General features: G+C 67.4%; 23 protein-coding genes. 18 read left to right on the top strand and 5 right to left on the bottom strand.

The window, feature by feature from the left end:
- Positions 1-8 precede the first annotated feature (8 nt).
- The 12 genes from ACEVFP_RS17065 (at position 9) to ACEVFP_RS17010 (ending at position 13,630) form a co-directional block, all read left to right on the top strand.
- The gene (locus ACEVFP_RS17065) at positions 9-1,628 is read left to right on the top strand and encodes an FAD-dependent oxidoreductase (RefSeq protein ID WP_375000645.1); all 1,620 of its coding nucleotides are present in this window, start codon (positions 9-11) and stop codon (positions 1,626-1,628) included.
- Entirely contained in the window at positions 1,625-2,917 is a 1,293-nt protein-coding gene (locus ACEVFP_RS17060) for an FAD-dependent oxidoreductase (RefSeq protein ID WP_375000644.1), read from the top strand. Before ACEVFP_RS17065 ends, ACEVFP_RS17060 begins: the two co-directional genes overlap by 4 nt.
- Before the next feature lie 31 nt (positions 2,918-2,948).
- Positions 2,949-3,845, top strand: a complete 897-nt coding sequence (locus ACEVFP_RS17055) for a shikimate dehydrogenase (RefSeq protein ID WP_375000643.1) — start codon at positions 2,949-2,951, stop codon at positions 3,843-3,845.
- A gap of 178 nt (positions 3,846-4,023) precedes the next feature.
- Positions 4,024-5,094: an alpha/beta hydrolase gene (locus ACEVFP_RS17050; RefSeq protein WP_375000642.1), complete on the top strand. Its 1,071-nt coding sequence runs from the start codon at positions 4,024-4,026 to the stop codon at positions 5,092-5,094.
- A gap of 320 nt (positions 5,095-5,414) precedes the next feature.
- Positions 5,415-6,518: a TRAP transporter substrate-binding protein DctP gene (gene dctP, locus ACEVFP_RS17045; RefSeq protein WP_375000641.1), complete on the top strand. Its 1,104-nt coding sequence runs from the start codon at positions 5,415-5,417 to the stop codon at positions 6,516-6,518.
- A gap of 10 nt (positions 6,519-6,528) precedes the next feature.
- Positions 6,529-7,842, top strand: coding sequence for a TRAP transporter large permease (locus ACEVFP_RS17040; protein WP_375000640.1), 1,314 nt, complete (start codon positions 6,529-6,531; stop codon positions 7,840-7,842).
- Positions 7,839-8,396: a TRAP transporter small permease gene (locus ACEVFP_RS17035; RefSeq protein WP_375000639.1), complete on the top strand. Its 558-nt coding sequence runs from the start codon at positions 7,839-7,841 to the stop codon at positions 8,394-8,396. Before ACEVFP_RS17040 ends, ACEVFP_RS17035 begins: the two co-directional genes overlap by 4 nt.
- A complete protein-coding gene (locus ACEVFP_RS17030) occupies positions 8,393-10,081 on the top strand; it encodes a class I adenylate-forming enzyme family protein (protein WP_375000638.1) in 1,689 nt (562 codons plus the stop codon). The genes ACEVFP_RS17035 and ACEVFP_RS17030 overlap by 4 nt, the downstream gene beginning before the upstream one ends.
- An 8-nt stretch (positions 10,082-10,089) precedes the next feature.
- A complete protein-coding gene (locus tag ACEVFP_RS17025) occupies positions 10,090-10,704 on the top strand; it encodes a TetR/AcrR family transcriptional regulator (RefSeq protein WP_375000637.1) in 615 nt (204 codons plus the stop codon).
- A gap of 171 nt (positions 10,705-10,875) precedes the next feature.
- Complete coding sequence (locus tag ACEVFP_RS17020) at positions 10,876-11,901, top strand: phosphotransferase family protein (protein WP_375000636.1); 1,026 nt, start codon at positions 10,876-10,878, stop codon at positions 11,899-11,901.
- A 14-nt stretch (positions 11,902-11,915) separates the two neighbouring features.
- Positions 11,916-13,172 carry an acyl-CoA dehydrogenase family protein gene (locus tag ACEVFP_RS17015; RefSeq protein ID WP_375000635.1) on the top strand — a complete coding sequence of 419 codons (1,257 nt, stop codon included), beginning with the start codon at positions 11,916-11,918 and terminating at the stop codon, positions 13,170-13,172.
- Positions 13,169-13,630, top strand: coding sequence for a MaoC/PaaZ C-terminal domain-containing protein (locus ACEVFP_RS17010; protein WP_375000634.1), 462 nt, complete (start codon positions 13,169-13,171; stop codon positions 13,628-13,630). The genes ACEVFP_RS17015 and ACEVFP_RS17010 overlap by 4 nt, the downstream gene beginning before the upstream one ends.
- Positions 13,631-13,997: 367 nt before the next feature.
- Here ACEVFP_RS17010 and ACEVFP_RS17005 read toward each other — a convergent pair whose 3' ends face one another.
- The 4 genes from ACEVFP_RS17005 to ACEVFP_RS16990 form a co-directional block, all read right to left on the bottom strand.
- Complete coding sequence (locus ACEVFP_RS17005; protein WP_375000633.1) at positions 13,998-15,998, bottom strand: acetoacetate--CoA ligase; 2,001 nt, start codon at positions 15,996-15,998, stop codon at positions 13,998-14,000.
- A 61-nt stretch (positions 15,999-16,059) separates the two neighbouring features.
- On the bottom strand, positions 16,060-16,899 hold the full coding sequence (locus ACEVFP_RS17000) for an oxidoreductase (RefSeq protein WP_375000632.1): 840 nt from the start codon (positions 16,897-16,899) through the stop codon (positions 16,060-16,062).
- Positions 16,896-18,782, bottom strand: a complete 1,887-nt coding sequence (locus ACEVFP_RS16995) for a TRAP transporter permease (protein WP_375000631.1) — start codon at positions 18,780-18,782, stop codon at positions 16,896-16,898. The genes ACEVFP_RS17000 and ACEVFP_RS16995 overlap by 4 nt, the downstream gene beginning before the upstream one ends.
- Before the next feature lie 128 nt (positions 18,783-18,910).
- Positions 18,911-19,906: a TAXI family TRAP transporter solute-binding subunit gene (locus tag ACEVFP_RS16990; protein ID WP_375000630.1), complete on the bottom strand. Its 996-nt coding sequence runs from the start codon at positions 19,904-19,906 to the stop codon at positions 18,911-18,913.
- Positions 19,907-20,182: 276 nt separating this feature from the next.
- On the opposite strand from ACEVFP_RS16990, the gene ACEVFP_RS16985 reads away from it, so the two are divergent.
- The 6 genes from ACEVFP_RS16985 (at position 20,183) to ACEVFP_RS16960 (ending at position 25,925) form a co-directional block, all read left to right on the top strand.
- Positions 20,183-21,382, top strand: coding sequence for an acyl-CoA dehydrogenase family protein (locus ACEVFP_RS16985; protein WP_375000629.1), 1,200 nt, complete (start codon positions 20,183-20,185; stop codon positions 21,380-21,382).
- Positions 21,379-22,155 carry an enoyl-CoA hydratase/isomerase family protein gene (locus ACEVFP_RS16980; protein ID WP_375000628.1) on the top strand — a complete coding sequence of 259 codons (777 nt, stop codon included), beginning with the start codon at positions 21,379-21,381 and terminating at the stop codon, positions 22,153-22,155. The genes ACEVFP_RS16985 and ACEVFP_RS16980 overlap by 4 nt, the downstream gene beginning before the upstream one ends.
- Positions 22,152-23,408: a CaiB/BaiF CoA transferase family protein gene (locus tag ACEVFP_RS16975; protein ID WP_375000627.1), complete on the top strand. Its 1,257-nt coding sequence runs from the start codon at positions 22,152-22,154 to the stop codon at positions 23,406-23,408. Before ACEVFP_RS16980 ends, ACEVFP_RS16975 begins: the two co-directional genes overlap by 4 nt.
- Before the next feature lie 53 nt (positions 23,409-23,461).
- Entirely contained in the window at positions 23,462-24,511 is a 1,050-nt protein-coding gene (locus ACEVFP_RS16970) for a thiolase family protein (protein WP_375000626.1), read from the top strand.
- Positions 24,508-24,951 (top strand): Zn-ribbon domain-containing OB-fold protein, encoded by a 444-nt coding sequence (locus ACEVFP_RS16965; protein ID WP_375000625.1) that lies wholly within the window; start codon positions 24,508-24,510, stop codon positions 24,949-24,951. The genes ACEVFP_RS16970 and ACEVFP_RS16965 overlap by 4 nt, the downstream gene beginning before the upstream one ends.
- A gap of 92 nt (positions 24,952-25,043) precedes the next feature.
- Positions 25,044-25,925 carry a zinc-binding alcohol dehydrogenase family protein gene (locus ACEVFP_RS16960; RefSeq protein ID WP_375000624.1) on the top strand — a complete coding sequence of 294 codons (882 nt, stop codon included), beginning with the start codon at positions 25,044-25,046 and terminating at the stop codon, positions 25,923-25,925.
- A 29-nt stretch (positions 25,926-25,954) separates the two neighbouring features.
- Here the strand turns inward: ACEVFP_RS16960 and ACEVFP_RS16955 are convergent, their stop codons facing one another.
- Positions 25,955-26,503, bottom strand: coding sequence for a MarR family winged helix-turn-helix transcriptional regulator (locus ACEVFP_RS16955; protein WP_375000623.1), 549 nt, complete (start codon positions 26,501-26,503; stop codon positions 25,955-25,957).
- Positions 26,504-26,563 lie beyond the last annotated feature (60 nt).

Raw genomic sequence — 26,563 nt, 5'->3', positions numbered from 1 at the left:
CTGAGCCGGTGACGAAGGACATCGTGACCAGTGACGTCGTCGTGGTGGGGGGTGGCCTCGGGGCCGTGGCCGCGGCTCTGGCTTGCCTGCGCCAGGGCCACACCGCCGTCCTTGCCTCGCCGCATCATATCTTGGGTGGTCAGCTGACTGCCCAGGGTGTGCCCCTGGACGAGCACCCCTGGGCCGAGGCGATCGGATCGGCGAGCTATCGCTCGATGCGCGAGGGCATTCGCGCCTACTACCGACGCAACTACCCACTGACCCACCAGGCAGCGAACGACGCGAGGCTCAATCCTGGCCTGGGGAACATCTCGACACTGACGCACGAGCCGAGCGTGGCCGCCGCCGTCATCGAGGAGCTGCTTGCGCCGTGGGCCTCGGCCGGGCGACTTCGGGTGCTGCGCTCGGTCTCGTTGGTCGGCGCGGACGTGGACGGAGCGCAACTGCGCTCCGTCCACGTCCGCGCCGGTACCGGCATGGAGCTGGAGCTCAATGCCCCGATGTTCGTGGACGCCTCCGAGCTCGGTGACTTGCTCCCCCTGGCCGGGGTCGAGTACGTCATTGGCGGCGAGGGACGTGACGACACCGGTGAGCTGAATGCCTTGGAGGTCGCAGACCCTTACGAGCAGCAGGCTGCGACCTGGTGCTTCGCCGTGGACTACCGCCCTGGGGAGAACCACACGATCGCCGAGCCGGCCGGCTTCCGGCGTTGGCGGACGATCCAGATCCCCGACTGGCCGGGACCGCAGTTCTCCTGGACGGTGAGCGACCACGTGACCCACGAGCCCCGCGACCGCAAGCTGTTCGCGGGGCCTCCGGGGCCGGAATGGCGCTGGGATCTCTGGCACGCCCGGCGGATCTTCTCCCGGTTCACCTTCCAGGACGGGTTTGCTGACAGCGACGTCACACTCGCGAATTGGCCCCAGATGGACTACTGGGCCAAGCCGCTGCTCGGTGTGGGGGCCGCCGACCACCAGCAGGCACTGCAGGAGTGCAAGGATCTCTCCCGCTCCTTCCTGTACTGGATGCAGACGCAGGCGCCACGCCTGGACGGTGGCCAGGGCTATCCAGAGCTGCGGCTCCGCGGTGACGTGCTCGGCACGAACGACGGGTTCGCGCTCGAGCCGTACTACCGCGAAAGCCGGCGCATCGTGCCGGAGCTCCGGGTGCTGGAGCAGCACATTGGTGTCGCTGCGAGAGAGGGCGCAAGGGGTGCCGAGACCTTCGACGACACGGTGGGTGTGGGGGCCTACCGGATCGACATCCACCCGAGCACGCGCGAGCGAAACACCGTTGATATCGACACGTTCCCATACCAGATTCCCCTGGGGGCACTGATCTGTGCGTCGGCGGACAACCTGTTGGCCGGGGCAAAGAACATCGGCACCACCCGCGTCACCAACGGCGCCTACCGGGTGCACACCACTGAGTGGTCCGTGGGCGAGGCCGCTGGCCACGTGGCGGGCTACTGCGTCGAGAACGGCACGGTCCCCAGCGCGGTGCGCGCAACCCCCCAGCACCTGGCCTCCGTGCAGGATGCGCTCGTGCGCGACGGGGTCGACCTCGCGTGGCCCGAGTTCGGCGCTCTCGTCCCGACTTCGCGACCAGGGTGGAGGCGAGCTGAATGAACCGGTTGCGAACGACTGACGTCGTCGTCGTGGGGGGCGGGGCGAGTGGCGTCAACGCTGCCCTTGCAGCCGCTCTCACGGGAGCATCCGTCACCCTGCTCGAACGTTCGGCGTTCCTGGGTGGCACGGCGACCGGGGCGATGGTGGCGGCCTTCAACGGCTTCTACTGGCACGACACACTGGTCACCGGGGGGACGGCTCGGCTGGTCCTCGACCAGCTGGAGGCCGACGGCGGCGGCGCAGGCTTCAAGGAGTACACCGCCGGACGACTGACTGACGCTCCGCTCACCTTCAAGGTCTATCCCTTCGATCCGGAGATCCTCAAGGTCAGCCTTGACCGGATCACCGCGGCGTACGGAATCCAGGTCGTACACCACGCCCAGGCAGTGGACCTGCACGGGGACGGTTCCGGGGCCAGCGTCGTGACATTCATCGGGCCTACCGGTCAGCACGAGATCGGCTGTCGACAGGTGGTCGATGCCTCCGCCAACGCGGTGATGGCAGAGCGTGCAGGAGCGACGCTCGTCGCCCCTGGCGTCCATGAGCGTCAGCCCATGACGCAGATGATGCGCGTATCCGGTGTGGAGATGGAACGTTACTCCGAGGTCCCCACCGAGACCCGACGCCAGTTGGTGGACGATGGCATCGAGGCCGGTGAGTTCTTCTACCGAACCCTCGCCACGTCCCAGAGCCCCGCGAACGGTGACGTGTTCCTGCTGATCACGGCAGTGCATGGTCACGACGGTCGCGACCCCCAGGGACTGTCCGCGGCCGAGGTCGAGGGCCGGCGCCAGGCGTTCGTCAGCCTGGACTACCTACGTCGCGTGATGCCCGGGTTCGAGCGAGCTTCACTGGTGCAGCTCGCCGGCTGGATCGGTCAGCGTGAGAGCGTCCGCGTCCGCGCGCTGGAAACCCTCGACGGCGAAGCCGTGCGAACGGGCGCGGACCACCACGAGGCCATCTCCTACGGTGGCGGCCCGATCGACCGGCACGTCGGCGATTCGGTGCGACTGGCTGCTCCGGACCGACCCTTCGCCGTGCCACGGGGGGTCCTGATCCCCGAGGGCACGTCGCGGCTCTGCGTCGCCGGTCGCATCGTCGGATGTGATGCCGGAGCGATGGACGGTCTGCGCCACATGGGCGGACTGATGCCGGTCGGTCAGGCGGCCGGCACGATCGCAGCCCTCGCGGCGCGCGATGGTGGTGAGCCTGCCGATGTCTGCTACGAGCGCCTCCGTTCGGCGTTGCTGGAACACGGCGCAGTCCTAGACCCGCTCAGGGCCTCGTGATGAGGGCGAGTCTCGGTTCGGAAGGAGTCACATGAGTCCCACACGTCGGATCCATCGGCTCGCTCTCGTCGGCTCTGGTATCGCGGGGTCCCTGTCCCCGGTGCTGCACACCGACGAGGCGACCGCCCTCGGTCTCGAGTCCTTCGACTACTCGTTGATCGACCTCGAAGCCTGCGGACGTGATCCTCGCGAGGCCGGGGAGGTGCTCCACGAGGCGGTGGATGCCGGGTACACCGGGTTCAACGTGACGCATCCGTGTAAGCAGGTCGTGATCGACGTCCTGGACGTCCTGGACTCGCGGGCCGAGATGCTTGGGGCAGTGAACACCGTGGTGGTCGGTCCGGAAGCTCTGGTGGGTCACAACACGGACTACACGGGCTTCGCTGCTGCAATGGAGCGCAGTCTTCGCACCGTGCCACGCGGCACGGTCGTCCTCACCGGCGCCGGAGGCGCGGGTGCGGCCGTGGCGCACGCCCTGGCCGATGGCGGAGTCGAGACCCTCGTGGTCATCGACCCCGACGTTGAACGTGCGGGCGAGCTCGCCGCCTCCGTGCAGACCGAGCACGAGGGCACGCGGGCTTGGCCCGGTGACCTCAGCGAGGGTGCCGACCTGTTGGCGGGGGCCGCTGGGTTGGTCAACGCCTCACCGATCGGCATGCACGGATATCCGGGAACGCCGCTGCCGCTAAGCGGGCTGACGTCGGATCATTGGGTGGCCGACATCGTCTACCGCCCCTTGGAGACGGTCCTGCTGCGCGAGGCGCGGGTACTCGGGTGTCGCACGATGGACGGCGTGGACATGCTCGTCGGCCAGGCGGCCGAGGCGTTCACCCTGATGACCGAGATCGCTCCCGACCCGGAACGCATGCATCGGGTTCTGCGTCGGCGCCTGGCATCGAGGGCGGGCGCCGAGGTCCGTGCGGTTTGAGGGCGACCTTCGGGGAGCGGTGCTCGAGCAGGGGCGCGTGGAGGCGGGCATGAGCGTCGCGGCAGTTCGGTCGCGGTCTTCTGGGGCCGCCAGGCGACGTGAGCTTCTGTGGGTGAGTTCCAGCGCTTATGACCCCGACTGTGTGCGGCGGATGGTCGCGACCCGCTATGTTGCGCCCATGAGCGACGTGGACAAGGTGCTGGTGGGCGCCAAGGCGTTGATGGTCCGTGGGATGTTCAACCTTCCATCGTCGGTGCTGCGCCGCCTCGCCGGGAGTCCTGTCGAGGTGGACGGACGCACGCTGGACCCGGAGATGCAGCTGCTGCTGAAGGTGCTGCGGCTGGAGGGTCCGCCGGTGGAGAAGCAGCCGATCAGCCGTGGGCGCCGGACGATCCGTGCGCAGTCGGTTCTCGGTGGCGGACGTCAACCGATCGGCGCGGTGACCGACCGCACGATCGACGGCCCGGGCGGTCCGCTGGCGCTGCGCTTCTACACGCCGCGCGGGCTGAGTGGTCGCTCGCCGGCGCTGGTCTACCTCCATGGCGGTGGATGGATCTACGGTGACCTGGCATCCCACGACGCGGTGTGCCGCCAGCTCGCCGAGCAGGCACAGGTCAGGGTGGTGGCGGTGGACTACCGGCTGGCTCCCGAGGCGCCGTTCCCGGCCGCGTTCGACGACTGCTGGGCCGCGTGGGAGTGGGTGGCCCACCATGCCGCCGGCCTGGGGATCGATCCGGAGCGGATCGCGATCGGAGGCGACAGTGCCGGGGGCAATCTGGCCGCCGTCGTCGCGCAGCACGCCGCACGCCCCGGCGGTGCCACCGGGCCGGGGGCGGCGGCCGCCACAGCGCCGGCGTTCCAGTTGCTCATCTACCCGGTGACGGACTTCGTGGAGCGGTCGGCGAGCCGTGCCACGTTCGCGGACGGGTTCTTCCTGACCAAGGGATTCATGGACCTGGCCGAGGAGAACTACCTGGTCGGGGATGAGGATCGTGCTGATCGGCGTCTCTCCCCGCTGCGCCATGACCCCAGCGGGGTCGCGCCGGCCTACGTCGTGACGGCCGGCTTCGACCCGCTGCGCGATGAGGGCGCGGCCTATGCGGCGGCCATGCGCGAGGCGGGGGTTCCCGTGGAGGAAGTGTGCGAGGAGGGCCTCATCCACGGCTTCGCCAACCTGGTGGGCCTCGGTCGTTCCGGCCCCCGCGCGATGCGCCGCGCCGCCTCCGCCCTGCAGCGCGGCCTCACCTGAGCCTCGTCTCGCTCCAGGGGCCACGGGGAGTGATCCCCGGTGTCTGCCGATCGCCGAGACATCCTCGACCGGGCCGCAGGGTCCTGGGTCGCGCAGCGTCGACGCGCCGCCCAGTCGGGCAGCTTCGATCCAAGCGGCTGTTCGGATTGTGAGCCAACGCTGAGGTCTCATGTCGGCAGAATTCATTGGTTTGTATGCGTATCTCGTGGCGTTCATCGCAGACAAACTCTTGACAAACGAACGCTAGGTTACGATGATCGTCGTGACACAGGTCACTCCGGGTCAAGGCCGAGTGACCGCACCTGACAGGGAGCCACGCCGTGGGACGAATCAAGCTCTTCAGTGCGACAGCAACAGCGACCGCGTGCCTGCTGGTGACCGCCGCGTGCGGTGGCGGGTCTGACGACGGGTCAGTGACCCTGCGGGTCGGCACCGGCCTGGCCGAGCAGCACGCGTGGTGGTCGGACACGATGGTGCCGTGGATGGACCGGGTCGAGGAGCTGACCGACGGCGACGTCACGTTCGAGACCTTCACCGGCGGCGAGCTCGTCGAGACTCCCGATGAGATCGAGGCCGTCCAGAACGGCACGGTGGACGTCGCCCTGCTGCTGCCCATCTACACGCCCGACCAGTTCCCGATGGCCGAGGTGACCATGCTGCCGATCAGCTCGTCCGACACGCTCATCGCCTCCGAGGCGTGGCGAGCATTGCTGGAGAGCGACACGGAGCTCTCCGACGGGAAGACGTTCTACGAGTCACAGTTCGCCGACAGCGACCTCTTGGCCTGGCCCGTCTCCACGACCCAGGAGTACGCGATCTCGACCACGGGCAAGGCGCTGGACTCAGTGGCCGCCGTACGCGGACTCTCGCTGCGGACTCCGTCGCGCATCCACGAGATGTACGCCTCGAAGATCGGCGTCGACTCCGTCACCATCCCTGCCGTCGAGATGTTCGACGCGCTCAGTCGCGGCGCGTTCGACGGCAGCTTCTACAGCATCGCCGACTGGTCGGGCTACGGGTTCCAGGACCTGTTCACCTACACGCTCACCGGGCTGGACCTGGGACACTTCAACGGCCTGATCGGGATGACTCAGTCCACGTGGGACGACCTGCCGGACGCGGCCCAGGAGGCCATGACCCAGGCCCACGACGAGGTCTTCATGGAAGGCGCCCAGGAGTGGGTCGACCGCTCTGATGAGATGATCGAGTACAGCGAGGACGAGGGTGGGGAGTTCGTCGAGTTCGACGACCTCGACCAGTCCGTCCAGGACCACCTGATCGAGGGCGTCGAGGACACCTGGGCCGACTACATCGACCTCCTCGAGTCCGACGACCTCCCGGGCAAGGACGTCGCGCTGCTGTGGCGGGACCTGCTGGTCGAGGCCGGCGGCGAGGTGCCCGACTCCATCGCCTCGCTGGACTGAAGGTCGGCCGATGTCTGACCTCATGGTGATCGGGGTGATGGTCGCGGTCTTCCTCGCGCTGCTGTTCGCCGGTCACTACATCCACTCGGTGCTGCTGGTGGCCGGGGTGGGCGGCCTGATCCTGCTCGACGGGATGGACATCCTCACCGGGCTGCTGGGACCACAGCCGTTCGCCAGGACCGCGTCCTACACGCTCACGACGATCCCATTGTTCGTCCTCATGGCGCAGTTCATCCTGCACGCCGACATCGTGAAGGACATCTTCTACGTCGTGAACAGGGTGGCCCGCAACAGCAAGGGCGTCCTGGGCTCCCTGACGCTCGTCGCCGGCGCGATGCTCGGCGCGGTCTCGGGCTCGGGCACGGCGACGGCGGCCTCGCTCGGCCAGGTCGCCGTGCCGGAGCTGGAGGAGAACGGGTACAAGGCTCCGTTCGCCGGGGCGGTGTCCGCCGCGGCCGGCTCGCTGTCGGGCATCGTCCCCCCGAGCATCATCCTGATCCTCTACGGCGTGGCGACGGAGACGCCGGTCGGCGCCTTGTTCATGGCCGCGGTCATCCCCGGGATCCTGGTCACCGTCGTCTTCATCGCGATCATGGTGGTCTGCCTGAGGCGGGCCAGGGTGGACCCGACCCAGCTACAGACCGAGTCGGTCCTCATCGAGCGGATCCCCCGCACCAGGTTGCTCGTCTCCGTCGCCGTCACCGGGCTCATCGTGCTGGTGGTCTTCGGGGGGATCTACTCCGGGGCGGTCACCCCCACCGAGGCGGGAGCGGTCGGTGCGTTCGCCGCCTTCGTGGCCGCCCTGGTCCTGGGCAAGGTGTCGATGCGGTTCCTGCGGGTGACCCTGACCGAGACGGTCAAGGTCACCGTCATGGTGATGCTGATCCTCATCGGCGCCCAGGTCTTCGGCCGGTTCGTGTCGCTGTCGCTCATCCCGCGTCGCCTGATCGAGCTCCTCGAGCCGATCGTCGAGACCCCGGTCCTGATGCTGACGATCCTGGCGCTGATCTTCTTCGTGCTCTTCATGTTCATCGAGGGCGCGGCCGTGATCCTGATGTCGGTTCCGGTGGTGCTGCCGATCATCGAGGTGATGGGCACCGACGTCCTGTGGTTCGGCGTGTTCATCGCCGTGCTGGCCACCGTCGGGCTGATCACGCCGCCCGTCGGTCTCAGCGTCTATGCGGTGTCCGGAGCCACGGGGATCGCCGCCAGGGGGATCTTCCGGTACTCGCTGGTCTTCGCCGCCGTGGCCGCACTCGTGGTCTGCGGTCTCATGGTCGCCTTCCCGGGTGTGGCCACCTGGTTGCCGGAGCTGGCGGGATGAGCGGGGCACGCATGCAGCAGCTCAAGACCGCGTACCGCGCATGGAGCCACGTGAAGCTCGTCGGTGCCCTGGTCAGTGGTGTGGCGATCTTCGCGATGATGCTCTTCATCGTGGCGGACGTGGTGAGCCGCAACTACCTCGGCGGCTCCATCGCCGGGAGCTTCGAGGTGGCGCAGAACTACTTCATGCCGCTGGCGGTGTTCCCTGCACTCGCGTACGTCTACAGCTCCGGTGTGCTGCCACGGATGGACCTGCTGCGTGATCGTCTGCCTCAGGCGGTGGAGGCCGCGACGATCCACGTGCTCGTGGTGCTGGAGCTCATCGTCTTTGCGCTGCTGGTCCACTACACGTGGGGCTATGCGATGTCCGGGATGGATCGTGGGGTCGCCTTCCCTGCGGGTGGGTCGCTCTACACGCTGTGGCCGTTGTTCTTCCTCGTGCCGATCGGCTTCGCGATGGTCCTGATCGAGACCCTGTTCGTGCTGGCGCACAACATCATGGGTGACACGGTGTCGCTCGCTGTGCTCCCCGCGGAGGAGGAGGCCCGTCCATGACGACGTCGAGGACACCGTGGGAGGAGCTCTACCCTCCGACCGTGCCGGTGGACCTGTCCGGCGACCATCGCTCGATGCTCGCGGCCTGGGACCATCACGTGCGCACCCGCCCCGAGGCGCCGTCGGTGCACCACTTCGACGTGACCCTGACGTTCGCCGCGGTGGACCGTGCCGCCGATGCGTTGGCGTGCGGGCTCATCGAGCACGGCCTGCGGCCCGGCGACCGGGTGGCGATCTACCTGCAGAACGATCCGCAGTGGCTGGTCACGATGCTGGCGGCGTGGAAGAGCGGGGCGGTTCCCGTCGCGATCAACCCGATGCTGCGGGAGGCCGAGCTGGCCCACCACCTGGCGGACTCCTCACCGAGTGCCCTCGTCTGCCTCGGCAGTCTCTACGACGACGTCGTGACGGCGGTGCTCGCCGAGGTTCCCGTGGCGACGGTGGTGACCACCCACCCGCTTGACCTCACCCCCGATGCCCGGGTGCCGGCGGCCGTGGCCACCCACGTGGGTGAGCGGGGCGAGCATGCCGGGGCCCTGCAGTGGCGAGCACTGCTGTCACGCCACGATGGCCGCCGTCCAGATCCCGTGGACCTGGGCCCGCAGGACATCGGCGCGCTCACGTACACCTCCGGGACGACGGGGCGTTCCAAGGGAGCCATGAACCTGCACCGCTCGATGGTGCACAGCTCGACGGTGTTCACGTCGTGGTGGGACCTGCGTCCCGATCGGGACGTCGTGCTCGGCATCGCACCGCTGTTCCACATCACCGGTCTGGTCGCCGGTCTCGGTGCGCACGTCGTGAGTGGAGCCCCGGTCGTCCTGCTCCACCGGTTCGACGCCGAGACCACGCTGCGGGCGATCGACCAGTGGGGCGCGACCTTCACCGTCGCAGCCAGTACCGCGTTCATCGCGCTCAGCAACCATCCCGCGCTCTCGGAGGTGGACGTCTCCACGCTCACCAAGACGCCGTCCGGCGGGGCCGCGGTCAGCCAGGCGCTCGTCGATCGGGTGCGGGCAGCGACCGGTTGGAGGCTCCATGGCGCCTACGGCATGACGGAGACGACCTCGCCCACGCATCTCGGGCCGGTTGACGTCGCTGCGCCCGTCGATCCTGAGAGCGGTGCTCTGGCGGTCGGCGTTCCCGTACCCGGGGCGAGGGTGCGGATCGTCGACCCCGACTCCGGACGTGACCTCGGCCCCGGCGGGGTCGGTGAGATCGTCGTGTCCGGTCCGATGGTCGTGCCGGGCTACTGGGGGCTGCCCGAGGAGTCGGCGCATGCCGTTCGTGACGGTTGGCTCCACACCGGCGACGTCGGCACGACGACCGAGGACGGCTGGCTGTTCGTGGTCGACCGGCTCAAGGACATGATCAACGCCGGCGGGTACAAGATCTTCCCGCGCGACGTCGAGGACGTTCTCTACCAGCACCCGGCGGTCCGGGAGGCGTCCGTGGTGGGTGTACCCGATGAGTACCGCGGGGAGACCGTCAAGGCGTTCGTGTCGCTCGTCCCGGGCGCGGCCGCGACACCACAGGAGCTCATGGAGTTCTGTCGCGAGCGCATGGCCGCCTACAAGTACCCTCGTGCCGTGGAGATCCTCTCGGAGCTCCCCAAGACACTGAGCGGCAAGGTGCTGCGGCGCGAGCTGCGGGGCGAGAGTGCACCGCAGGGGCGCGGGGACTGAGGAGACCGATGGCGCAGCAGCGGGCGAGGACCCAGGTGCGTGGTGGGCGTGACGTCGTGCTCACTGCGGCGATCGACCACTTCCAGCGGCTCGGCTACCACGGAACGTCGATGCGTGACATCGCTCGTGGCGCGAACATCACCGTCGCCTCGATCTACCATCACTTCCCGTCCAAGCAGGTGATCCTGCAGGACATCATGGCCCGTGTCCTCAGTGACGTCATCTCGATGACGCGCAGCGCCCTGATGAGCGCTGGTTCGTCGCCGTCGGAGCAGCTGTCCGCCGTGATGAAGGCGTGGATCCTGTTCCACACCACGAGGCGGGCCGAGGCTCTCATCGGTGCCTCGGAGATCCGGAGCCTCGATGCCCAGGGGCATCGCCTGGTCGTCGCGCTGCGTGATGAGCAGGAACGGATGTTCCGCGACGTGATCGAGCGCGGGGTGGCCGAGGGCGAGTTCGACACCCCGTACCCGCGGGAGGCCTCGCGGGCGATCATCAACATGGGCTACTCGGTGGCGTCGTGGTACCGCACCGGGGGTGAGCTGAGCCCTGAGCAGCTGGCCGAGCGCTACGCGGTCCTGGCGCTCGGGACCGTGGCGGCCCCGGTCGACAAGTCAAGCTGAGTTCCCAAGCGATTGTTCGGAAAGATGTCGTCGAGTGGGACGTCATGCGACGGCTGGCCCGGTGTCGGCTGCAGTGATTCTACCCACCGGAGGGCCGAGAGTGCGGTTGACCCCGTCGGTCCGAGTCGTGCATGATTGCACCGAACAATCGTTCGGCAATGGGGATGTGCAGTGAGCTCTCAAGACTCTCTCGACCTGGTGGCGCTGCGCCGTTGGCTCGACCACCATCTCCCGGAACAGACCGGCGGCGCCCTGACTGCCCGACTGATCGCCGGCGGGAGGTCCAACCCGACGTACGAGCTCTCCGACGGCACCCGGGAGTGGATCCTGCGCCGTCCGCCGCACGGCCACGTGCTGCCGACCGCGCACGACATGCGACGTGAGCACCGGGTCCTGGACGCCCTGGCGGGCACCGCCGTGCCGGTGCCCGGTGTCGTGGGACCCTCCGCCGACGCCGACGTCATCGGGGTCCCGTTCTACGTCATGGACAAGCTGCCCGGCATCACGCTGCGGACCCGGGCCGATGCGGCACGGCTCTCCCCAGAGCGTCGGCGCAGCCTTGCGCACACGATGGTCGATGCGCTCGCAGTCCTGCACGAGGTGGATCCTGCCGAGGTGGGGCTGGGCGACTTCGGGCGCCCGGCCGGCTATCTCGATCGCCAGCTTGATCGCTGGCGACGCCAGTGGGAGGCGTCAGCCACGAGTCCTCGCCCCGAGGTCGATGAGCTCCTGCACCGTCTTGCCCGCCACCGGCCCACCACTCGGCGCTCGGGCATCGTGCACGGCGACTTCAAGCTCGACAACATCATGGTCGACGTCGACGGGAGCCGGATCCTCGGCGTGCTCGACTGGGAGATGTCGACGCTGGGCGACACCGACGCCGATCTCGGCACCCTGTGCTCGTTCTGGGACGAGCCGGGCGAGCCGGAGCATCCCATCACCGCCGGATCCACCGCGATCCAGGGCTTCCCGAGCCGCGAGGAGCTGGTGGAGCGCTATGCCTTCGTGCGCGGCATCGACGTGCCCGACATCTCCTGGTACCGAGCCTTCGCCGACGTCAAGACCGCTGTGATCCTGGAAGGCATCCACGCTCGCCACCGCAGTGGCCTCACGGTCGGGGAGGGCTTCGACGGCGTCGGCGAGATGGTCGGGACCCTGCTCGATCGTGCCCTTGACCTGACCGCCACCTACTCGTGACCGGAGACCACCCCATGCCCCACCACGTCAACACCGCCACGCTGACCGCACGCCCCGACGTCGACGCCCTCGACCTGCGCCCCTCCGACAAGGCGTTGGCCCTGCGCGAGTCACTCGTCGCGTTCATGCACGAGCGGGTCTTCCCGGCCGAGGAGGCCTACGAGCAGTACCGCCGTGAGGTCGGGCCGCAGGACAGCACGGTGCCGCCGGTCGTCGAGGAGCTCAAGGTCGAGGCCCGCTCCAGGGGACTGTGGAACCTGTTTCTCCCGGCGACGTCGGGCATCAGCCAGCTCGACTACGCGGGGCTCGCCGAGATCACCGGCTGGAGCCTGCACCTCGCGCCCGAGGCCACCAACGGCCAGGCGCCCGACACGGGCAACATGGAGCTGCTGCACTTGTTCGGCACCGACGAGCAGAAGCAACGCTGGCTCGAACCACTCCTGGCCGGCGAGGTCCGCTCGGCCTTCTCGATGACCGAGCGCGACGTGGCGAGCTCCGATGCGACGAACATCGAGACGAGCATCGTGCGCGACGGCGACGAGTACGTCATCAACGGTCGCAAGTGGTGGAGCAGTGGTGCCGCCGACCCTCGGTGCCGCCTGCTCATCGTGATGGGCAAGACCGATCCTGAGGCGTCGCGACATCGCCAGCAGTCGATGGTCCTGGTTCCCGTGGACACCCCCGGCGTGACCGTCGTGCGCGACGTCCCCGTGTTCGGACGCCACGACCAGCACGGTCACTGCGAGGTCGTCTACGAGAACGTCCGGGTGCCGGCGGCCAACCTCCTCGGCGAGGAGGGCGGTGGCTTCGCCATGGCGCAGGCACGCCTCGGCCCGGGCCGTATCCATCACTGCATGCGGGCTCTGGGGGCGGCCGAGCGTGCGCTGGGGCTCATGACGGCCAGGGCGCAGTCGCGTGTCGCCTTCGGCAAGCCACTGGCCGAGCAGGGCGTCGTGCAGCAGCAGGTGGCGGAGTCGCGGATCGCGATCGACCAGGCCCGGCTGCTGTGCCAGCTCGCGTCCAGGACGATCGACGCCCACGGCAACAAGGCAGCGGCGTCGCTGGTGGCCGAGGCCAAGGTGTCGGTGCCGCGAGTCGCGCTGGAGGTCATCGACCGGGCCATCCAGGTCCACGGTGGGGCGGGGATGAGCGACGACGTCCCCCTGGCCGCGATGTACGGATGGCACCGGGCGATGCGCATCTTCGACGGGCCGGACGAGGTGCACCTGCGCGCGATTGCGCGCACTGAGCTCGGCCGGGTCACCGCGTGAGCGCGGCCACGTTGTACGTGGAGGACTTCGCCGTCGGGCAGGAGTGGGTGAGCCAAGGACGCACGATCACCGAGAGCGACCTGGTGTCCTTCGCCGCGTGGAGCTGGGACACCAACGAGGTCCACACCGACGAGGTGGCGGCGTCGAGGGGACGTTTCGGGACGCGCATCGCCCACGGGATGCTGGGCGCGGCGATCGCCATGGGGCTCGTCTCGCGGCTCGGCGTCTTCGAGGGCAGCTCCATCGCGCTGCTGGGCATCGACGAGTGGCGCTTCGAGCGGCCACTGCTGATCGGCGAGACCGTGCGTTGTCGCGTCACGATCTTGTCGGTCCGACCGACCAGCGCAGGTGATGCGGGGATCCTCGACCGGCGGCTGGAGCTCGTCAGCTCCGACGGCACGGTGCTCCAGCACGGCCGGATCGGCCTCATGGTGGCCTGCCGTCCGGCGAGCCCCTAGGAGCCAGCTCCTCGCCCTCAGACCGATGCGTGTCGTGTGCGGGCTCTCGTCTCAACCCTGGGGGTCTGGCGCACCTTTCGCGAACACAAACAGAATGCACTCGGCGGGGACGTTCAGGACTGTTGGCTGGTCGGGGCGGCCTTCGATATCTGAGTGGCGTCGGTCAATGTTGTAGACCTCGAGCCAAGGTGCAACCGGCCTTGCGCACTCGCCGGAATTCCTGTGGATGCGCCTCGGTGCCGACATGGCCACAGTATTCTCCGAGATTCAAGGTGGCACGGTCGCGATCACCGACAGGCACGGCACGTGGATGCGGGCGCAGTGGTGGTGCGGCGGTGGGGTTCGCGAATCGACATGGCCATTCGGGTCAAGGACGCGGCCCCTCATCTGCCTTTCCACCCCGCCCTCGTGCGAACTCCACGGCCCGTTCGACGTACCACTCGACGACCTCTACGTCCTCTGCTGTGGTCCGGTTCACAGAATCCGGATCCGCGCCTTGAAACACCCGCTTGATAGGTACTTCCATGAGCTTGCCTGTTCTAGTCCGCGGGACGGCGGGCGCCGGAATGATCTCGTCCGGCACGTAGCGCGGCGACACCTTCGTGCGGATCGCCGTGACGATCGCCTCGGTGAGCGCTCCGTCGACCTCTGCTCCGGGTTCGGGCACCACGAAGAGCGGCATGAAGTAACCACCTCCGTGTAGCTCGGCACCGATGACCATCGAGGCCTGCACGCCGGGCACGGTGTCGACGACCGAGGTGATGTCGGCCGAGCCCATCCGGATCCCGCCGCGATTAATCGTCGAGTCCGACCGGCCGTGAATCACCCAGCCGCCGCCGGGAATCTGGGTTGCCCAGTCGCCCTGGCGCCAGAGCCCGTCGAACTCCACGAAGTACGCGTCGTGGTAGCGCGAACCGTCTGGGTCGTCCCAGAACATCACGGGCATCGATGGCAGACTCTCGGTCATGACGAGCTCACCGACCTCGCCGGTCACCTGACGGCCCGACGGATCCACCGTCTGCGCGGCCACCCCCAGGTAGGGGGCCTGCAGCTCGCCGACGTACACCGGGTCGAGAGGGTTCGATCCGAGGATCCCCGAAGCGATGTCCGTGCCACCGGAGTCGGAGCCGAGCCGAATGTCGTCCTTGACGTGCTGGTACACCCAGATCCACGTCGAGTCCGGCAACGGGGATCCGGTGGACAGGATCGATCGCAGGAAGGGAAAGGAGCCGCGGGTCCTCGGGGAGATCCCGGACTTCTCGATGAGGCTGAGGACTGCGGCCCCGGTGCCGAAGAACTCGACGGACTCGTCGCTGCAGATCTCCAGGTGCTTGGCGGGGCCTCCGTGCGTGGGTGAGCCGTCGTAGGCGATGATCGTCGCCCCTCGCATCATCGAGTCGACGAGCAGGTTCCACACCACCCATGTCGTCGCCACCGCGAAGTACACCCGTGTCCCGGGAGAGACGTCGTACTGGAGCGCGTTGGCCTTGTTCGCCTCCAGGACCACGCCTCCGTGGGAGTGCACGATGCCCTTCGGCTTGCCGGTCGTTCCTGAGGAGAAGAGCACCCACAAGGGGTGCGAGAACTCGACGGACTCGAACTCCGGAGCACACGGTTTCGCCACGATCTCCGAGAGCAGCACACTGGGTACACGGACATCCGGTACGGGGGTTCGGTGCGCGTCGACGAGCACGTGGTGCTCCACCGAGGGCAGCGACTCGAGGATGCCGTCGAGCTGTGGCAGTTGGTCGCGGTAGCTGTCGTTGAACTCGACGCCGTCGACGGTGAGGAGAACTCGCGGCTCGATCTGCGCGAAGCGATCGCTGATGCCCTGGACTCCGAAGTCGGTGTTGACCACCGACCACACCGCGCCGACGCTCGTCGTGGCGAGCAGGGCGACGACCGTCTCGGGGATGCTCGGCAACACTGCGCACACTGTGTCACCCGGGCGCACTCCGAGGCCCCGGAGGTGCCGCGCGAGCGCGCCGACCTTCCCGGCGAGCTCCGCCCAGGTCAGCGACGTCCGGGGCGCGGCCTCGTGGAGACCGACGAGCGCCTCCGCGTGGGGGCGCTCGTCGGCCCAACGAAGGAGGTTCTGCGCGTAGTTGAGGCGGGCGCCAGGAAACCAGCGGGTCGCCGGGATCCCCTCACCCGTGCGCACGGGGCCGGTGCTGCGCTCGCCGATGACGTCGAAGTACTCCCAGATCGATTCCCAGAACACGTCGACGTTGTCCACGCTCCAGCGGTGGAGCTCGGCGTAGCTCCCCGTCTCCACTGCGCGGGAGCCAACCAGCCACTGCTGGAAGGCGCGAGTCTCTGAGCTCGCGATCTCGTCCTCGGTGGGCTCCCAGAGCTTGGTGCGCTTCATGGTCGTGCACTCCGTATCGATCGACAGTGTTTCGGGGAGGGAGAGTGAGCTGCGAGGACGGTCAGGCGTCGGACCGTGGATAGTCGGTACTCGCGATCACGTCCCTCCAGGCAGCGGAGTCCGACCGAAGTCGGTCCGTCATCGCCAGCAGTCGGTTCAAGGCTTCTTCCCCCAAGGGAAGGACGAAGGGGAGCCTCTCGGCCTCCAGGACCCGCATGATCGCCAGAGCGGCCCGGTCGGGGTCCCCGCTCTGCGTGCCGTGAACAGCACTGTTCTCCTCCCGTCTGCCGCCGGCCGTCTCGGCGTAGTCCTCGATGGGATCCCTCGAGTGTTCGAGCGACCTCCCGGTGAACTCCGTGCGGAACGGTCCCGGCTCCACCACCATCACTGAGATCCCCAGCGGCTTGACCTCCTTGAGCAGCGACAACGACAGCGCCTCCAGCGCGGACTTGGCCGCCGCATAGAACCCGGAGCCGGCAGGCGAGGTTCGAGCCGAGATCGAGGAGATGTTCACGATGGTGCCGCTGCGGCGTTCGCGCATCTCTGGGAGCACTGCCCTGACCAGGTGCACCGGACCGTGGAAGTGCGTCTCAAAGAGTCGGCGGACGATGTCGTCCTCTCCCTCCTCGACGGCGGATCGGTATCCGAACCCGGCATTGTTGACGAGAATGTCCACTCCACCGAACCGGCCTCCACCTGTCTCCACTGCGGACTGCACCTGCTGCTCATTCGTCACGTCGAGCTCCATGAGCTCCGCCGTATCCGGGAATGCTTCGGCGATCTCGTGGATCTTCGTCACGTCACGGGCGGTGACGACGGCGTTGTCTCCGCGGGCCAGCACCGCCTCGGCAAGGGAACGACCGAGACCGCTCGAGCATCCGGTGATCAACCAGGTCGTCATGCGGGCACCTTCGTCGCTTCCTCGTGCCGGACGAGCAGGAAAGGCAGCTTCGCATGGGCCAGGACGATGATGAGCACGCAGGCGACGGAGACGATCGGGTCCGTGGTGATCATCAAGGCGGCGCCCGCACCCAGCAGAGCCGCGCGAACCACGATGTTGAGGCGCCTTCCTCCGAGCACTGTGACTCCCTCGAATCCGATACAGGCGGCGTAGACGCCTGCAAGGGCCGTGATCGACGCCAGTGCTATCTGCGTGGGCGACCCGTCCAGGATCAGCGCGGGGTGGTAGATCAAGGCGAACGGCAGAAGGTACAGTGGGAGAGCGAGCTGCACGGACTTCATCGCGGTCTTCAGACCCGAGGATCCTGCGATTCCTGCGGCGACGAAGGGGTCCGGAGCCACCGGAGGGGTCAGTAGACCGAGGATCGCGTAGTAGAAGACGAAGAGGTGCGCGGCCAGCAACGGCACCCCCATGGAGGCGATCGCCGGCGCGACGAGCAGGGCTACTAGCGAGTAGGCCACGAGGGTCGGGGCACCGAGGCCGAGGATGAGCGCGGTTGCGGCGGCCATCAGCAGCACGAGGAAGAGACGGCCGTCGGCGGTGTTGAGGATGATTCCCGCCATCCGTGCGCCCAGGCCGGTCACCGTGAGGATTCCTCCGATGAGGCTGGCTGCGATCACCAGCGACAGGATGCCGACCGATCCGCGCACGCCGTCGATGAATGACAAGAGCGAGGTCTGGATCCCCCTGAGGAATCCTCGTGGGCCACCGTCGACGACGCGCCAGATCACGATGAGCGCGATGCAGGCCGCGATCGCGTTGAGGGCCGAGCGCGACGGGGACAGGTGAGCGATGCCGAGCGAGTAGACCAGGACGACGATCGGGGTGAGATAGATGAGACCGGCCAGTAGGAATCCGGTGGCGTTCTGGGGTCGCTCGATGTGGTCCGAACCACGCAGTCCGTGCCGCACGGCGTGCAGGTCCACGGTGATGAGGATGGAGGCGTAGAGCAGCAGGGCGATGATGATGCTGGAGGACACGATCTCGATATAGGGGATGCCGATGAGCTCGACCATGAGGAAGACCGTCGCCCCCATGACCGGGGGCATGATCTGTGAGCCCGCGCTGGCCGTCGCCTCGACCGCTGCGGCGGTGGTCGCCGGGTAGCCGCTGCGCTTCATCAGGGGGATGGTCACGGACCCCGTTGCCGCCACGTTCGCCGTGCTCGCACCGGTGATCGATCCCATAGCCGAGCTTGACAGCACCGCGACCTTGGCGGGTCCACCTCGGAACCGTCCGACGAGCAGGTTCGCCACCTGCGCCATCCATTCGGTGGCGCCGAGTGTGCGCATCGCCGCCGAGAAGATGACGAACAGCACGATGAAGTTGCCGATCCCGGTGAACGAGCCGAACACGCCGTTGGAGGAGAGGAAGAAGCTGTTGGTGAAGCCGTTGAGGTCGAAGCCCGAGTGCCGCAGGAATCCCGGCATCGTCGGTCCGAACAGCGCGTAGAAGATCGCCGACAGCACCAGCGAGGGAAACACCCAGCCGATCGTGTTCCACGCGACGAACAGCGTGATGAGGACCGCGACGACCATCAACAGTATGTCCAGGGAGGTCGCCGGAAGTCCGACGCGCGCCGCCAAGGTCTCGAACTCGATGAAGGCGTAGGTCCCTGCCGTGATGCCGGGAACCACCAGGAGGAGGGCAAGGATGCGGATGATCCGCGTCGTCGCCGTCCGCGCCACGGTTAACAGCCCGAGGGACCAGGCGAACGTCGCGATGATCGCGCGGTGCTGCATCGACGCCAGCGGCAGGCTCCAGGCCGAGAGCAGCAGGTAGGCGGTGAAGAGCAGCGCGAGCCCCCCGAAGAGCCACCGCACCCCGGTATCGAGCGCAGTACTCTCCCCTGCCGGCTCTGGCGAGCTGTCGACCTGCGCCAGAGTACGAAGTGCGTCTGCCGTGTCGTCAGGACCGCGACCACCCGTCTCCGGGTCGGTCGCTGGGACCTTCACTCCTCTTCCCAGGCGTCGTTCTCCTCGTACCACTTGATGGCGCCCGGGTGGTAGGACAGTCCGGCCTCATCCTCGATGAAGTCCCGGTCCCGGAAGGCGTTCTCGACGGTGTACTCGGTCGCGGCGGGGTGGACGTCACCCATCTCCGGGCCTCGGGTCTGGAACACCTCGATGATGTCGTGTGCGAGTTCCTCGGACATCTCGCTGGAGACCACGAGCACGGTCGGCTGGCCGATGGCCGTCAGGTCCTCCTCCTGGCCGTCGTAGCTTCCCGCTGGAATCGTCGTCTCGACGTACGCGGTGTTCTCCGACCAGTAGTCGATGGTCTTCTGGTCGGCGGGCAGGACCCGGTATGACCCGCTGGTCGTCAGATCGGTGATCGCAGCGAGCGGGACGCCCCCGCCCAGGTAGGCACCGTCGAGCTGACCGTTCTTCAGCTCCTCTGCCGCGGCGGCCTGTGAGATCTCGAAACCATTCACGTCCTCGACACCCACCTCGTAGGCGCCGAGTAGCAGGGCGGCGTTGAGCTGGACGGCGCTGCCTGGTTCCCCCACGGCCAGTCGATTGTCCGGCTGGGCCATCTCCTCCAGGGTGGTGATGCCGCTGTCCGCGGCGACGACCGGCTGCTGCACCGTCAGGTGCCCGGTGCCGAGCGTGGTGAAGTCGTCCTCGCTCCACTCGTCGTCTGCCATCACGGTCTTGAAGTCGTCGATCGTCGCGAAGGCGAGGTCGAGATCACCGCTGCCGACGCGGCGGATGTTCTCCGTGCCCCCGGCGGTGGCGACGGAGTCGGCGGTGATCTCGGCCTCATCGCGCAGTTCCTGGGCGAAGGCCGTGCCCAGGTAGTAGTAGGTCCCGCCCTCGCCGGCGGTGCCGATCCGCACCGACCCATCGTCACCGCCGGCCCCACCGTCGGTCGTGCAGGCCGAGAGAACGAGTGCTGCGCTGAGCGCAGCGATCGGGAGAAGGACTGTTGATCGTTGAGGGGGCATCGATTTCACCTTTGCGCTGTGTCCTGGATCACTGTCTGAGCCTCACGGTGCCACCGAGTCGGACATTGCGCAAGAGGTTGACAGTCAAGAGATGATCAATCTCCAGAGGCCCAGTGCGAAGGGGTCGAGAAACTTGTCAATGGATTGACAAGTATGGGGCCGGCGGTGAGACTGGCGACCATCGAAGCGGTAGAGATCGCTTCGGGAGGGCCGTGACTCGACGAGACGGCCACCCACCCAGACCACACATTTTGCGTGCCAAGGAAGTGAGGCGTCATGCCGACCGCGGTGACACGACGAGTCCACGATTCACTCGGTTCATGGGAGTTGCCCGGACCTCTGAGAGACCTGCAACGAGTCGTGCAGGACTTCATGAAGAACGAGGTCCGACCTGCCGAGGAGGGGCTTGATCCCGACATCTGGGAACTTCCCGCGGACATCCTCGAACCGCTGCAGGCCAAGGCCAGGAAGTCGGGCCTGTGGGCCATCGAGAGCCCCGCCGAGTACGGCGGTGCAGGATTGAACCTGCTCGGTCAGGTCATCGTCCATGAGGAGGCCGCGAAGTGCCGGATGGGCGCTTACGTGCCCAGCGCCGGAGCCTTCGGCTGGGACCCGCCCAACGTGATCTTCGACGGCACCGAGGAGCAGATCCAGCGCTGGGCCGTCCCCACGATCGACCAGGCCCTCCACACGTTCGTCGCGATCTCCGAACCCTCTGGCGGCGCGGACCCCAACCGCTCGATCCGGACCAAGGCGGTGAAGGACGGTGACGAGTGGGTGATCAACGGTTCGAAGACTTGGATCTCCAAGGCTGCCGAGTCGCCGTGGGGCGTCGTGTTCGCGCGCACCGGTGGTGAGGACAACCCCCGTGGCATCACCTGTTTCATCGTCGACGGCGATGCCCCGGGGCTGTCCGTGAGCAAGATTCCGGTGATCCGCTCGTGGTATCCCTGCGACGTCACCTTCGACGACGTCCGCGTGAGCGAGGACCGAGTGCTCGGTGAGGTCGACAAGGGCTTCGAGATCGCCCAGCGATGGCTGGTGAACAACCGGGTCCCCTACGCCGCGGGCACTATCGGCGTCGCCCAGGAGGCCCTCGAGATGGCGATCGAGCACGCGCGCAACCGTCAGGCCTTCGGCAGTGCGCTCGCGGACAAGCAGGCGATCCAGTGGATGATCGCCGACTCCGAGATCGAGCTGCGTGCTGCACGCATGCTGGTGTACCAGGCTGCGTGGAAGGCCGATGCCGGCAAGGACTTCAAGACGGACGCGTCCATCGCGAAGGTCTATGCGACGGAGACGGCCGGACGCGTCATCGACCGGGTCGTCCAGATCTTCGGCGGGCTGGGCGTGGCCAAGGAGATGCCCACCGAGCGCTGGTACCGCGAGTTGCGGATCAAGCGGATCGGTGAGGGGCCCTCGGAGGTCCACCGCATGGTCGTCGCCCGGGAGCTCATCAAGGGAGCACGCACATGAGCATCGACTTCGAGCTGAGCGATTCCGGAGTCGCCACCATCTCCATCAACCGTCCCGAACGTCTCAACGCGATGGACGCTGACACTTACGACGCGTTGTCCGAGGCCTGGGTGCGCGTCCGTGACGACGACGACGTGCGGGTGGCCGTGGTCACTGGTGCCGGCGACACGTCCTTCACCGTCGGCGCGGACATCAAGTCTTTCCTCACCGCAGACACCCCGCCGTCGGAGTTCTGGCTCACCCAGAAGTCCCAGCTGCTCAACCGGGGACTGGAGGTGTGGAAGCCGGTCGTGGCCGCCGTCAACGGCTACTGCCTCGGCGGCGGGATGACCCTGCTCTTCGCCACGGACATCCGCATAGCGGCCACCCACGCGACGTTCGGCCTGACGGAGGTCAAGCGCGGGGTGTTCGCCGCGAACGGCGGAACCCAGCGCCTGATCGAGAACCTTCCGAGAGCCATTGCGATGGAGCTCATCCTGCTGGGCGACCAGATCGACGCCGCGAAGGCGGAGCGATGGGGGCTCGTCAACGAGGTCGTGCCCGTGCAGGAGCTCATGGACCGTGCCCACGCGGTGGCAGAGCGGCTGGCGAAGAATGCACCGCTGGCGGTCCAGGCCTCGAAGGAGCTCGTCGTGCGATCACGTGACATGGACCTCGCGACGGGCCTGCGCATGGAGCAGGCGATGAACAAGGTCCTCAAGACGACATACGACGCCGAAGAGGGCCCGGCCGCGTTCGCTGGCAAGCGGGAACCCCAGTTCGAGGGTCGGTGACCGCCGTGACCTCCTCGAGTCCTAACCTGCCCCTGGCCGGTGTCCGTGTCCTCGATCTCGGACAGATCTACGCGGGCGGCTACGCGAGCCTGCTGCTCGCGATGGCCGGGGCGGATGTCATCAAGGTCGAGCCCCCAGGCGGAGAGAACCTCCGGCGGCGTGGGGCCGTCGGGGGCGGGGCGTATCCGTTCGCCATGCTCAACTCAAACAAGCGCGCGATTGTCGTCGACCTCAAGACCGAGGAGGGGCGAGACCTCCTCACCTCCCTGGCGAGTCACTGCGACGTCCTGGTGGAGAACTTCAAGCCCGGCGTCATGGACCGCCTCGGGGTGGGTCGGGACGTGATCAAGACGGTGAATCCGGACCTCATCTTCGTCTCGTCGTCCGGCTACGGTCGCGACAGCGACTATTCCGGGATGTCGGCTATGGACCTCACGGTCCAGGCCGTGGCCGGCGTGATGAGCACGACCGGGTTCCCGGATGCTCCGCCGGTCAAGGCGGGGCCGGCGATCGTCGACTTCCTGACCGGCGTCCACGTCTTCGCCGGCATCTGCGCGTCGCTCTACGGGCGCGAGCGCACCCACGCGCCGACGCCGGTGGAGGTGACCATGCAGGAGAGCGTGTACCCCTCGCTGATGTCGAGCCTCGGACTCTACTTCGCGAACGAAGAGAGCAACGGAGCAGACAACGAGGGCCAGGTGTGGCGGACCGGCAATCGCCACTCCGGCTACGCCGAGTCGCCCTACAACGTCTATGCCGCGTCCGACGGGTACTTCGCCGTCATCTGCGTGACTGATGGGCACTGGCTCTCGCTCGCCGAGCTCATCGGCGGCACGGAGCTGCAGTCGGATTCCCGCTTCCGCACCCTGGCCGGCCGAGTGGACCTGATGGACGATCTCGACGAGATTGTCGGCCACTGGGCCCGGGGTTTTACCCGCGCCGAGCTCCACCGGATGCTCGGCGAACGCGGAGTTCCGTGCGCTCCGATCAAGGAGCTGCCCGAGGTGGTCAACGACCCCAATCTGTGGAAGCGCAGGATGCTGCAGAAGGTCGATCACCCCGACCTTGGAGAGATCGTCGGCACCTCGAGCCCGATCCGCTTCGGCGACGGCCCGCGCGGCCCCCTCGCAGCCAGTCCGCAGCTGGGGCAGCACACACGGGAAGTACTGACCGAGATGCTCTCGCTGAGCACCGAACAGATCGATGAGCTGGAGCAGAAGGGAGCGATCCGATGCGCGGCGAAACAGTCCTAGCGGGATTCGGACATACTGAGTACGGCACCCTGCCGGGGCGGTCGACGCGGTCCATGAACATCGAGGCCTGCCGGAAGGCATTGGCCGATGCCGGGATCGAGAAGGACATGGTCGACGGCTTGTTCGTGAAGTACCCGACGTCGGCGTTCCAGAGTTTCTACGCCCAGCGACTTGCCGAGGCGATGGGAATTCAACCTCGGATCGGCGGAGTGCTGGACCAGGGCGGAGCGACGAACATCAGCCTCATCTCAATCGCCGCCGATGCGATCCGCAGTGGTCAGGCCGAGGTCGTCCTCGTCGCCGGCGCCGACAACCCCAAGACGGGCTCACGACACGTCTACGAGAGCACATGGGGATCGGGGAGTCACATCGGGTGGTTCGGCGTGCCTGCCGGTTACGCGATGATCGCGCAGCGCCACATGGGGCAGCACGGGACGACCAGCCGTCAGCTCGGTGCGATCGCCTCGGCGGTCCGCGAGCACGGGGCACGGAACCCACACGCACAGGTTCAGAACCCGCTGACAGTGGACGAGCATCAGGACTCCCGCTGGATTGTGGAGCCGTTGCGTCGGCCGGACTGCTGCCTGGTCTCCGATGGTGGCGCGGCGGTGGTCGTCACGAGCGCGAAGCGCGCCCGCGAGCTTGGCCTGGACGACGTCGTCCCGATCCTGGGCTTCGGACAAGGGCACACGTCGTGGGACGTCGAGCTACGCCCGGACCTGACGTCGACCATGGCCAAGAAGTCCGCGGAGACCGCGTTCGACATGGCAGGTCTGCGTCCCTCGGACATCGACGTCGCACAACTCTACGACTGCTTCACCATCACGGTCCTCATGATGCTCGAGGACTACGGATTCTGCGCACCGGGCGACGGCGGCGCGTTCGCCGAGTCCGGCGCGCTGACCCTGGACGGCGAGTTGCCCACCAACACCAGCGGCGGCTTGCTGTCGGAGACGGGCATGCCGGGCATGCAGCTCGTCGTGGAGGCGATGCGCCAGCTGCGCGGCGAGTCCTACTCGCAGGTCCCGGGCGCGCAGACCGCAGTCGTCGGAAACCAAGGAGGAATCATGACAACCCACTCGACACTGGTGCTGGGGCGATGAGCGCGCGACCCGTCCCCGAGATGACGGAGCTAGAGCAGGTCGCCTGGGACGCACTGCAGGACGGACGCCTCATCTTCCAGAGCGGCGAGGGCGGCGCGTGGCTGCCACCACGAGAGGAGTCGCCCTTCACCTTGTCGGACGACTGGCAGTGGTCGGAGGCCTCAGGTCACGGCACCCTGATCTCCTGGGTGACGTACCACGTTCCTTATCACGACTACTTCAAGGACAAGCTGCCGTACCGCGTCGGCGTCATCGAGCTGGTAGAGGGTCCGAGGTTGCTGGCGGCGGTCGAGTTCGGCGACGTGGCTCCGGTGGTCGACATGCCGGTGGAGCTGAGCGTCGTCCGGGACGAGGAGGACATCGCCGTGCCGGTGTTCCGTCCCTCGGAGAGCGCCCCTTCCCCACTGGCGCTGACCAACCGTGGGGAGCACGGAGGTTGAGGGCCGCGGTGGTGCACCAATGGGGTGATCCGGCGGTCCTTCGATACGAGTCGTTCCCGGACCCGGAGCCTCGGTCGGCCGACCACCGCGTCGTGCAGCTGAGCCACAGCTCCATCAACTTCCACGACGTGCTGGTCCGCCAGAGCGGACGTGGACTGGCGCTGCCGCGCATCCTCGGGTCCGACGGATGCGGCATAGACACGAGCTCCGGAGAATTGGTCGTGATCGACCCCTCGATCGGCTGGGGGCCACGGGAGGAGGTCTCCGGCGCAGGCTTCTCCGTGCGCGGTGACCACGAGCACGGGACCTACGCGGAGCTCACCAGCGTCGACTCTTCCGAGATCCAGCCGAAGCCACCGCACCTGAGCAACGCGGAGGCGGCTGCGCTGCCGCTGGCCGGCGTCACGGCATACCGCGCACTCTTCGTCCGCGGTCGAGCACAGCCCGGGCAGATGGTCCTCGTCACCGGTGCGAGCAGCGGCGTGGCCGTCGCGGCACTGCAGTTCGCCCTCGCTGCCGGCATGCAGCCACTCGTCACGTCATCGAAGGATGATCGTCTGAGCGCGGCGGTGGCCGAGGGAGCCGTGGACGGCGTGAACTACACAGACCCGCGCTGGCCGTCGCGCGTCAAGGAGATGACGGACGGTGGCGTGGACCTCATCCTCGACGGCGCCGGTGCGAATCTCGCCGAGCTCATTGATGCGCTGCGTCCGGGCGGTCGAATCGTCCTTTTCGGCATGTCAGCCGGGCAGCACGCGAAGATCAGCATCCCGCAGGTGTTCTTCAAGCAGATCGATGTCGTCGGCACCACCACCGGAAGTCCCCAGGACTTCAAGAACATGCTCGACTTCGTCACGGAGCACGGCTTGTGTCCACGCATCCAGACGGTCATCCCTCTGGAGAACGCTGCCGATGCGCACCGGCTGATGGAGTCGCGAACGCACGTGGGGAAAATCGTGCTCGAACACTCGTGACCTGGACGCAGGTCCTCGGTCGGCTCGCGTCACTGGGTTCTACGATTCCCGAGAATCAAGCGTGTGAGAAGTGCGTTGGCAGTCCGGATCTCTTCCCTGGTCAGCGGTTCCATATACTCTTTCTGCACATCGATCTGCTTCGAGAAGTTCTCCTCGATGTACGTGGCGCCCTTCTCGGTCACGCGAACGGGCGCCAGTCGCTTGTCATCCTCGACCCGCCTCTTGCGGTCGATCATTCCGTCCTGCTCCAGTGTGTTGAGGATCCCGGACACAGCTTGGCGCGAGATCCCGGAGAGAACCGCGAGGTCCCGCGCCAGGATCTCCCCGTAGATCCACACGAAGAGCAACGCCCGGAAGCCGGCACTCGAAAGCTTTAGGCCACGGTGGAACTCGAGCTCCTCCTTCCGCTGGAGGACGTTTCCCGCGCGCTTGATGCTCGTTGCGAGTCGGTTGACGTCCTCGTCGACATCATCGCCGAAGGCTCGAAGGGACTGCGCGATCCGGTCCGCGACCGCGTCAGCTGTCCGGAGCTCCGTCGATGCCTGATCGTCTACATCAGGGGATGTCCCGTCAGACATCGTTCGTCACGCTCTTCACTTGGCCCGCCCGGTCATAAGCAAATTGTACATTGGTTACCA

Source organism: Aeromicrobium sp. CTD01-1L150 (assembly GCF_041951745.1).
In the GTDB taxonomy this organism is placed as follows: domain Bacteria; phylum Actinomycetota; class Actinomycetes; order Propionibacteriales; family Nocardioidaceae; genus Aeromicrobium.
This window is presented reverse-complemented; position numbering and strand designations above follow the sequence as displayed.

Bases quoted from the DNA above. Each gene is read 5' to 3' on its own strand.
- ACEVFP_RS17060 (WP_375000644.1), top strand. From the start codon at position 1,625: ATGAACCGGTTGCGAACGACTGACGTCGTCGTCGTGGGGGGCGGGGCG.
- ACEVFP_RS17055 (WP_375000643.1), top strand. From the start codon at position 2,949: ATGAGTCCCACACGTCGGATCCATCGGCTCGCTCTCGTCGGCTCTGGT.
- ACEVFP_RS17050 (WP_375000642.1), top strand. From the start codon at position 4,024: ATGAGCGACGTGGACAAGGTGCTGGTGGGCGCCAAGGCGTTGATGGTC.
- ACEVFP_RS17040 (WP_375000640.1), top strand. From the start codon at position 6,529: ATGTCTGACCTCATGGTGATCGGGGTGATGGTCGCGGTCTTCCTCGCG.
- ACEVFP_RS17035 (WP_375000639.1), top strand. From the start codon at position 7,839: ATGAGCGGGGCACGCATGCAGCAGCTCAAGACCGCGTACCGCGCATGG.
- ACEVFP_RS17030 (WP_375000638.1), top strand. From the start codon at position 8,393: ATGACGACGTCGAGGACACCGTGGGAGGAGCTCTACCCTCCGACCGTG.
- ACEVFP_RS17025 (WP_375000637.1), top strand. From the start codon at position 10,090: ATGGCGCAGCAGCGGGCGAGGACCCAGGTGCGTGGTGGGCGTGACGTC.
- ACEVFP_RS17015 (WP_375000635.1), top strand. From the start codon at position 11,916: ATGCCCCACCACGTCAACACCGCCACGCTGACCGCACGCCCCGACGTC.
- ACEVFP_RS17005 (WP_375000633.1), bottom strand. From the start codon at position 15,998: ATGAAGCGCACCAAGCTCTGGGAGCCCACCGAGGACGAGATCGCGAGC.
- ACEVFP_RS17000 (WP_375000632.1), bottom strand. From the start codon at position 16,899: ATGACGACCTGGTTGATCACCGGATGCTCGAGCGGTCTCGGTCGTTCC.
- ACEVFP_RS16990 (WP_375000630.1), bottom strand. From the start codon at position 19,906: ATGCCCCCTCAACGATCAACAGTCCTTCTCCCGATCGCTGCGCTCAGC.
- ACEVFP_RS16985 (WP_375000629.1), top strand. From the start codon at position 20,183: ATGCCGACCGCGGTGACACGACGAGTCCACGATTCACTCGGTTCATGG.
- ACEVFP_RS16980 (WP_375000628.1), top strand. From the start codon at position 21,379: ATGAGCATCGACTTCGAGCTGAGCGATTCCGGAGTCGCCACCATCTCC.
- ACEVFP_RS16970 (WP_375000626.1), top strand. From the start codon at position 23,462: ATGAACATCGAGGCCTGCCGGAAGGCATTGGCCGATGCCGGGATCGAG.
- ACEVFP_RS16965 (WP_375000625.1), top strand. From the start codon at position 24,508: ATGAGCGCGCGACCCGTCCCCGAGATGACGGAGCTAGAGCAGGTCGCC.
- ACEVFP_RS16955 (WP_375000623.1), bottom strand. From the start codon at position 26,503: ATGTCTGACGGGACATCCCCTGATGTAGACGATCAGGCATCGACGGAG.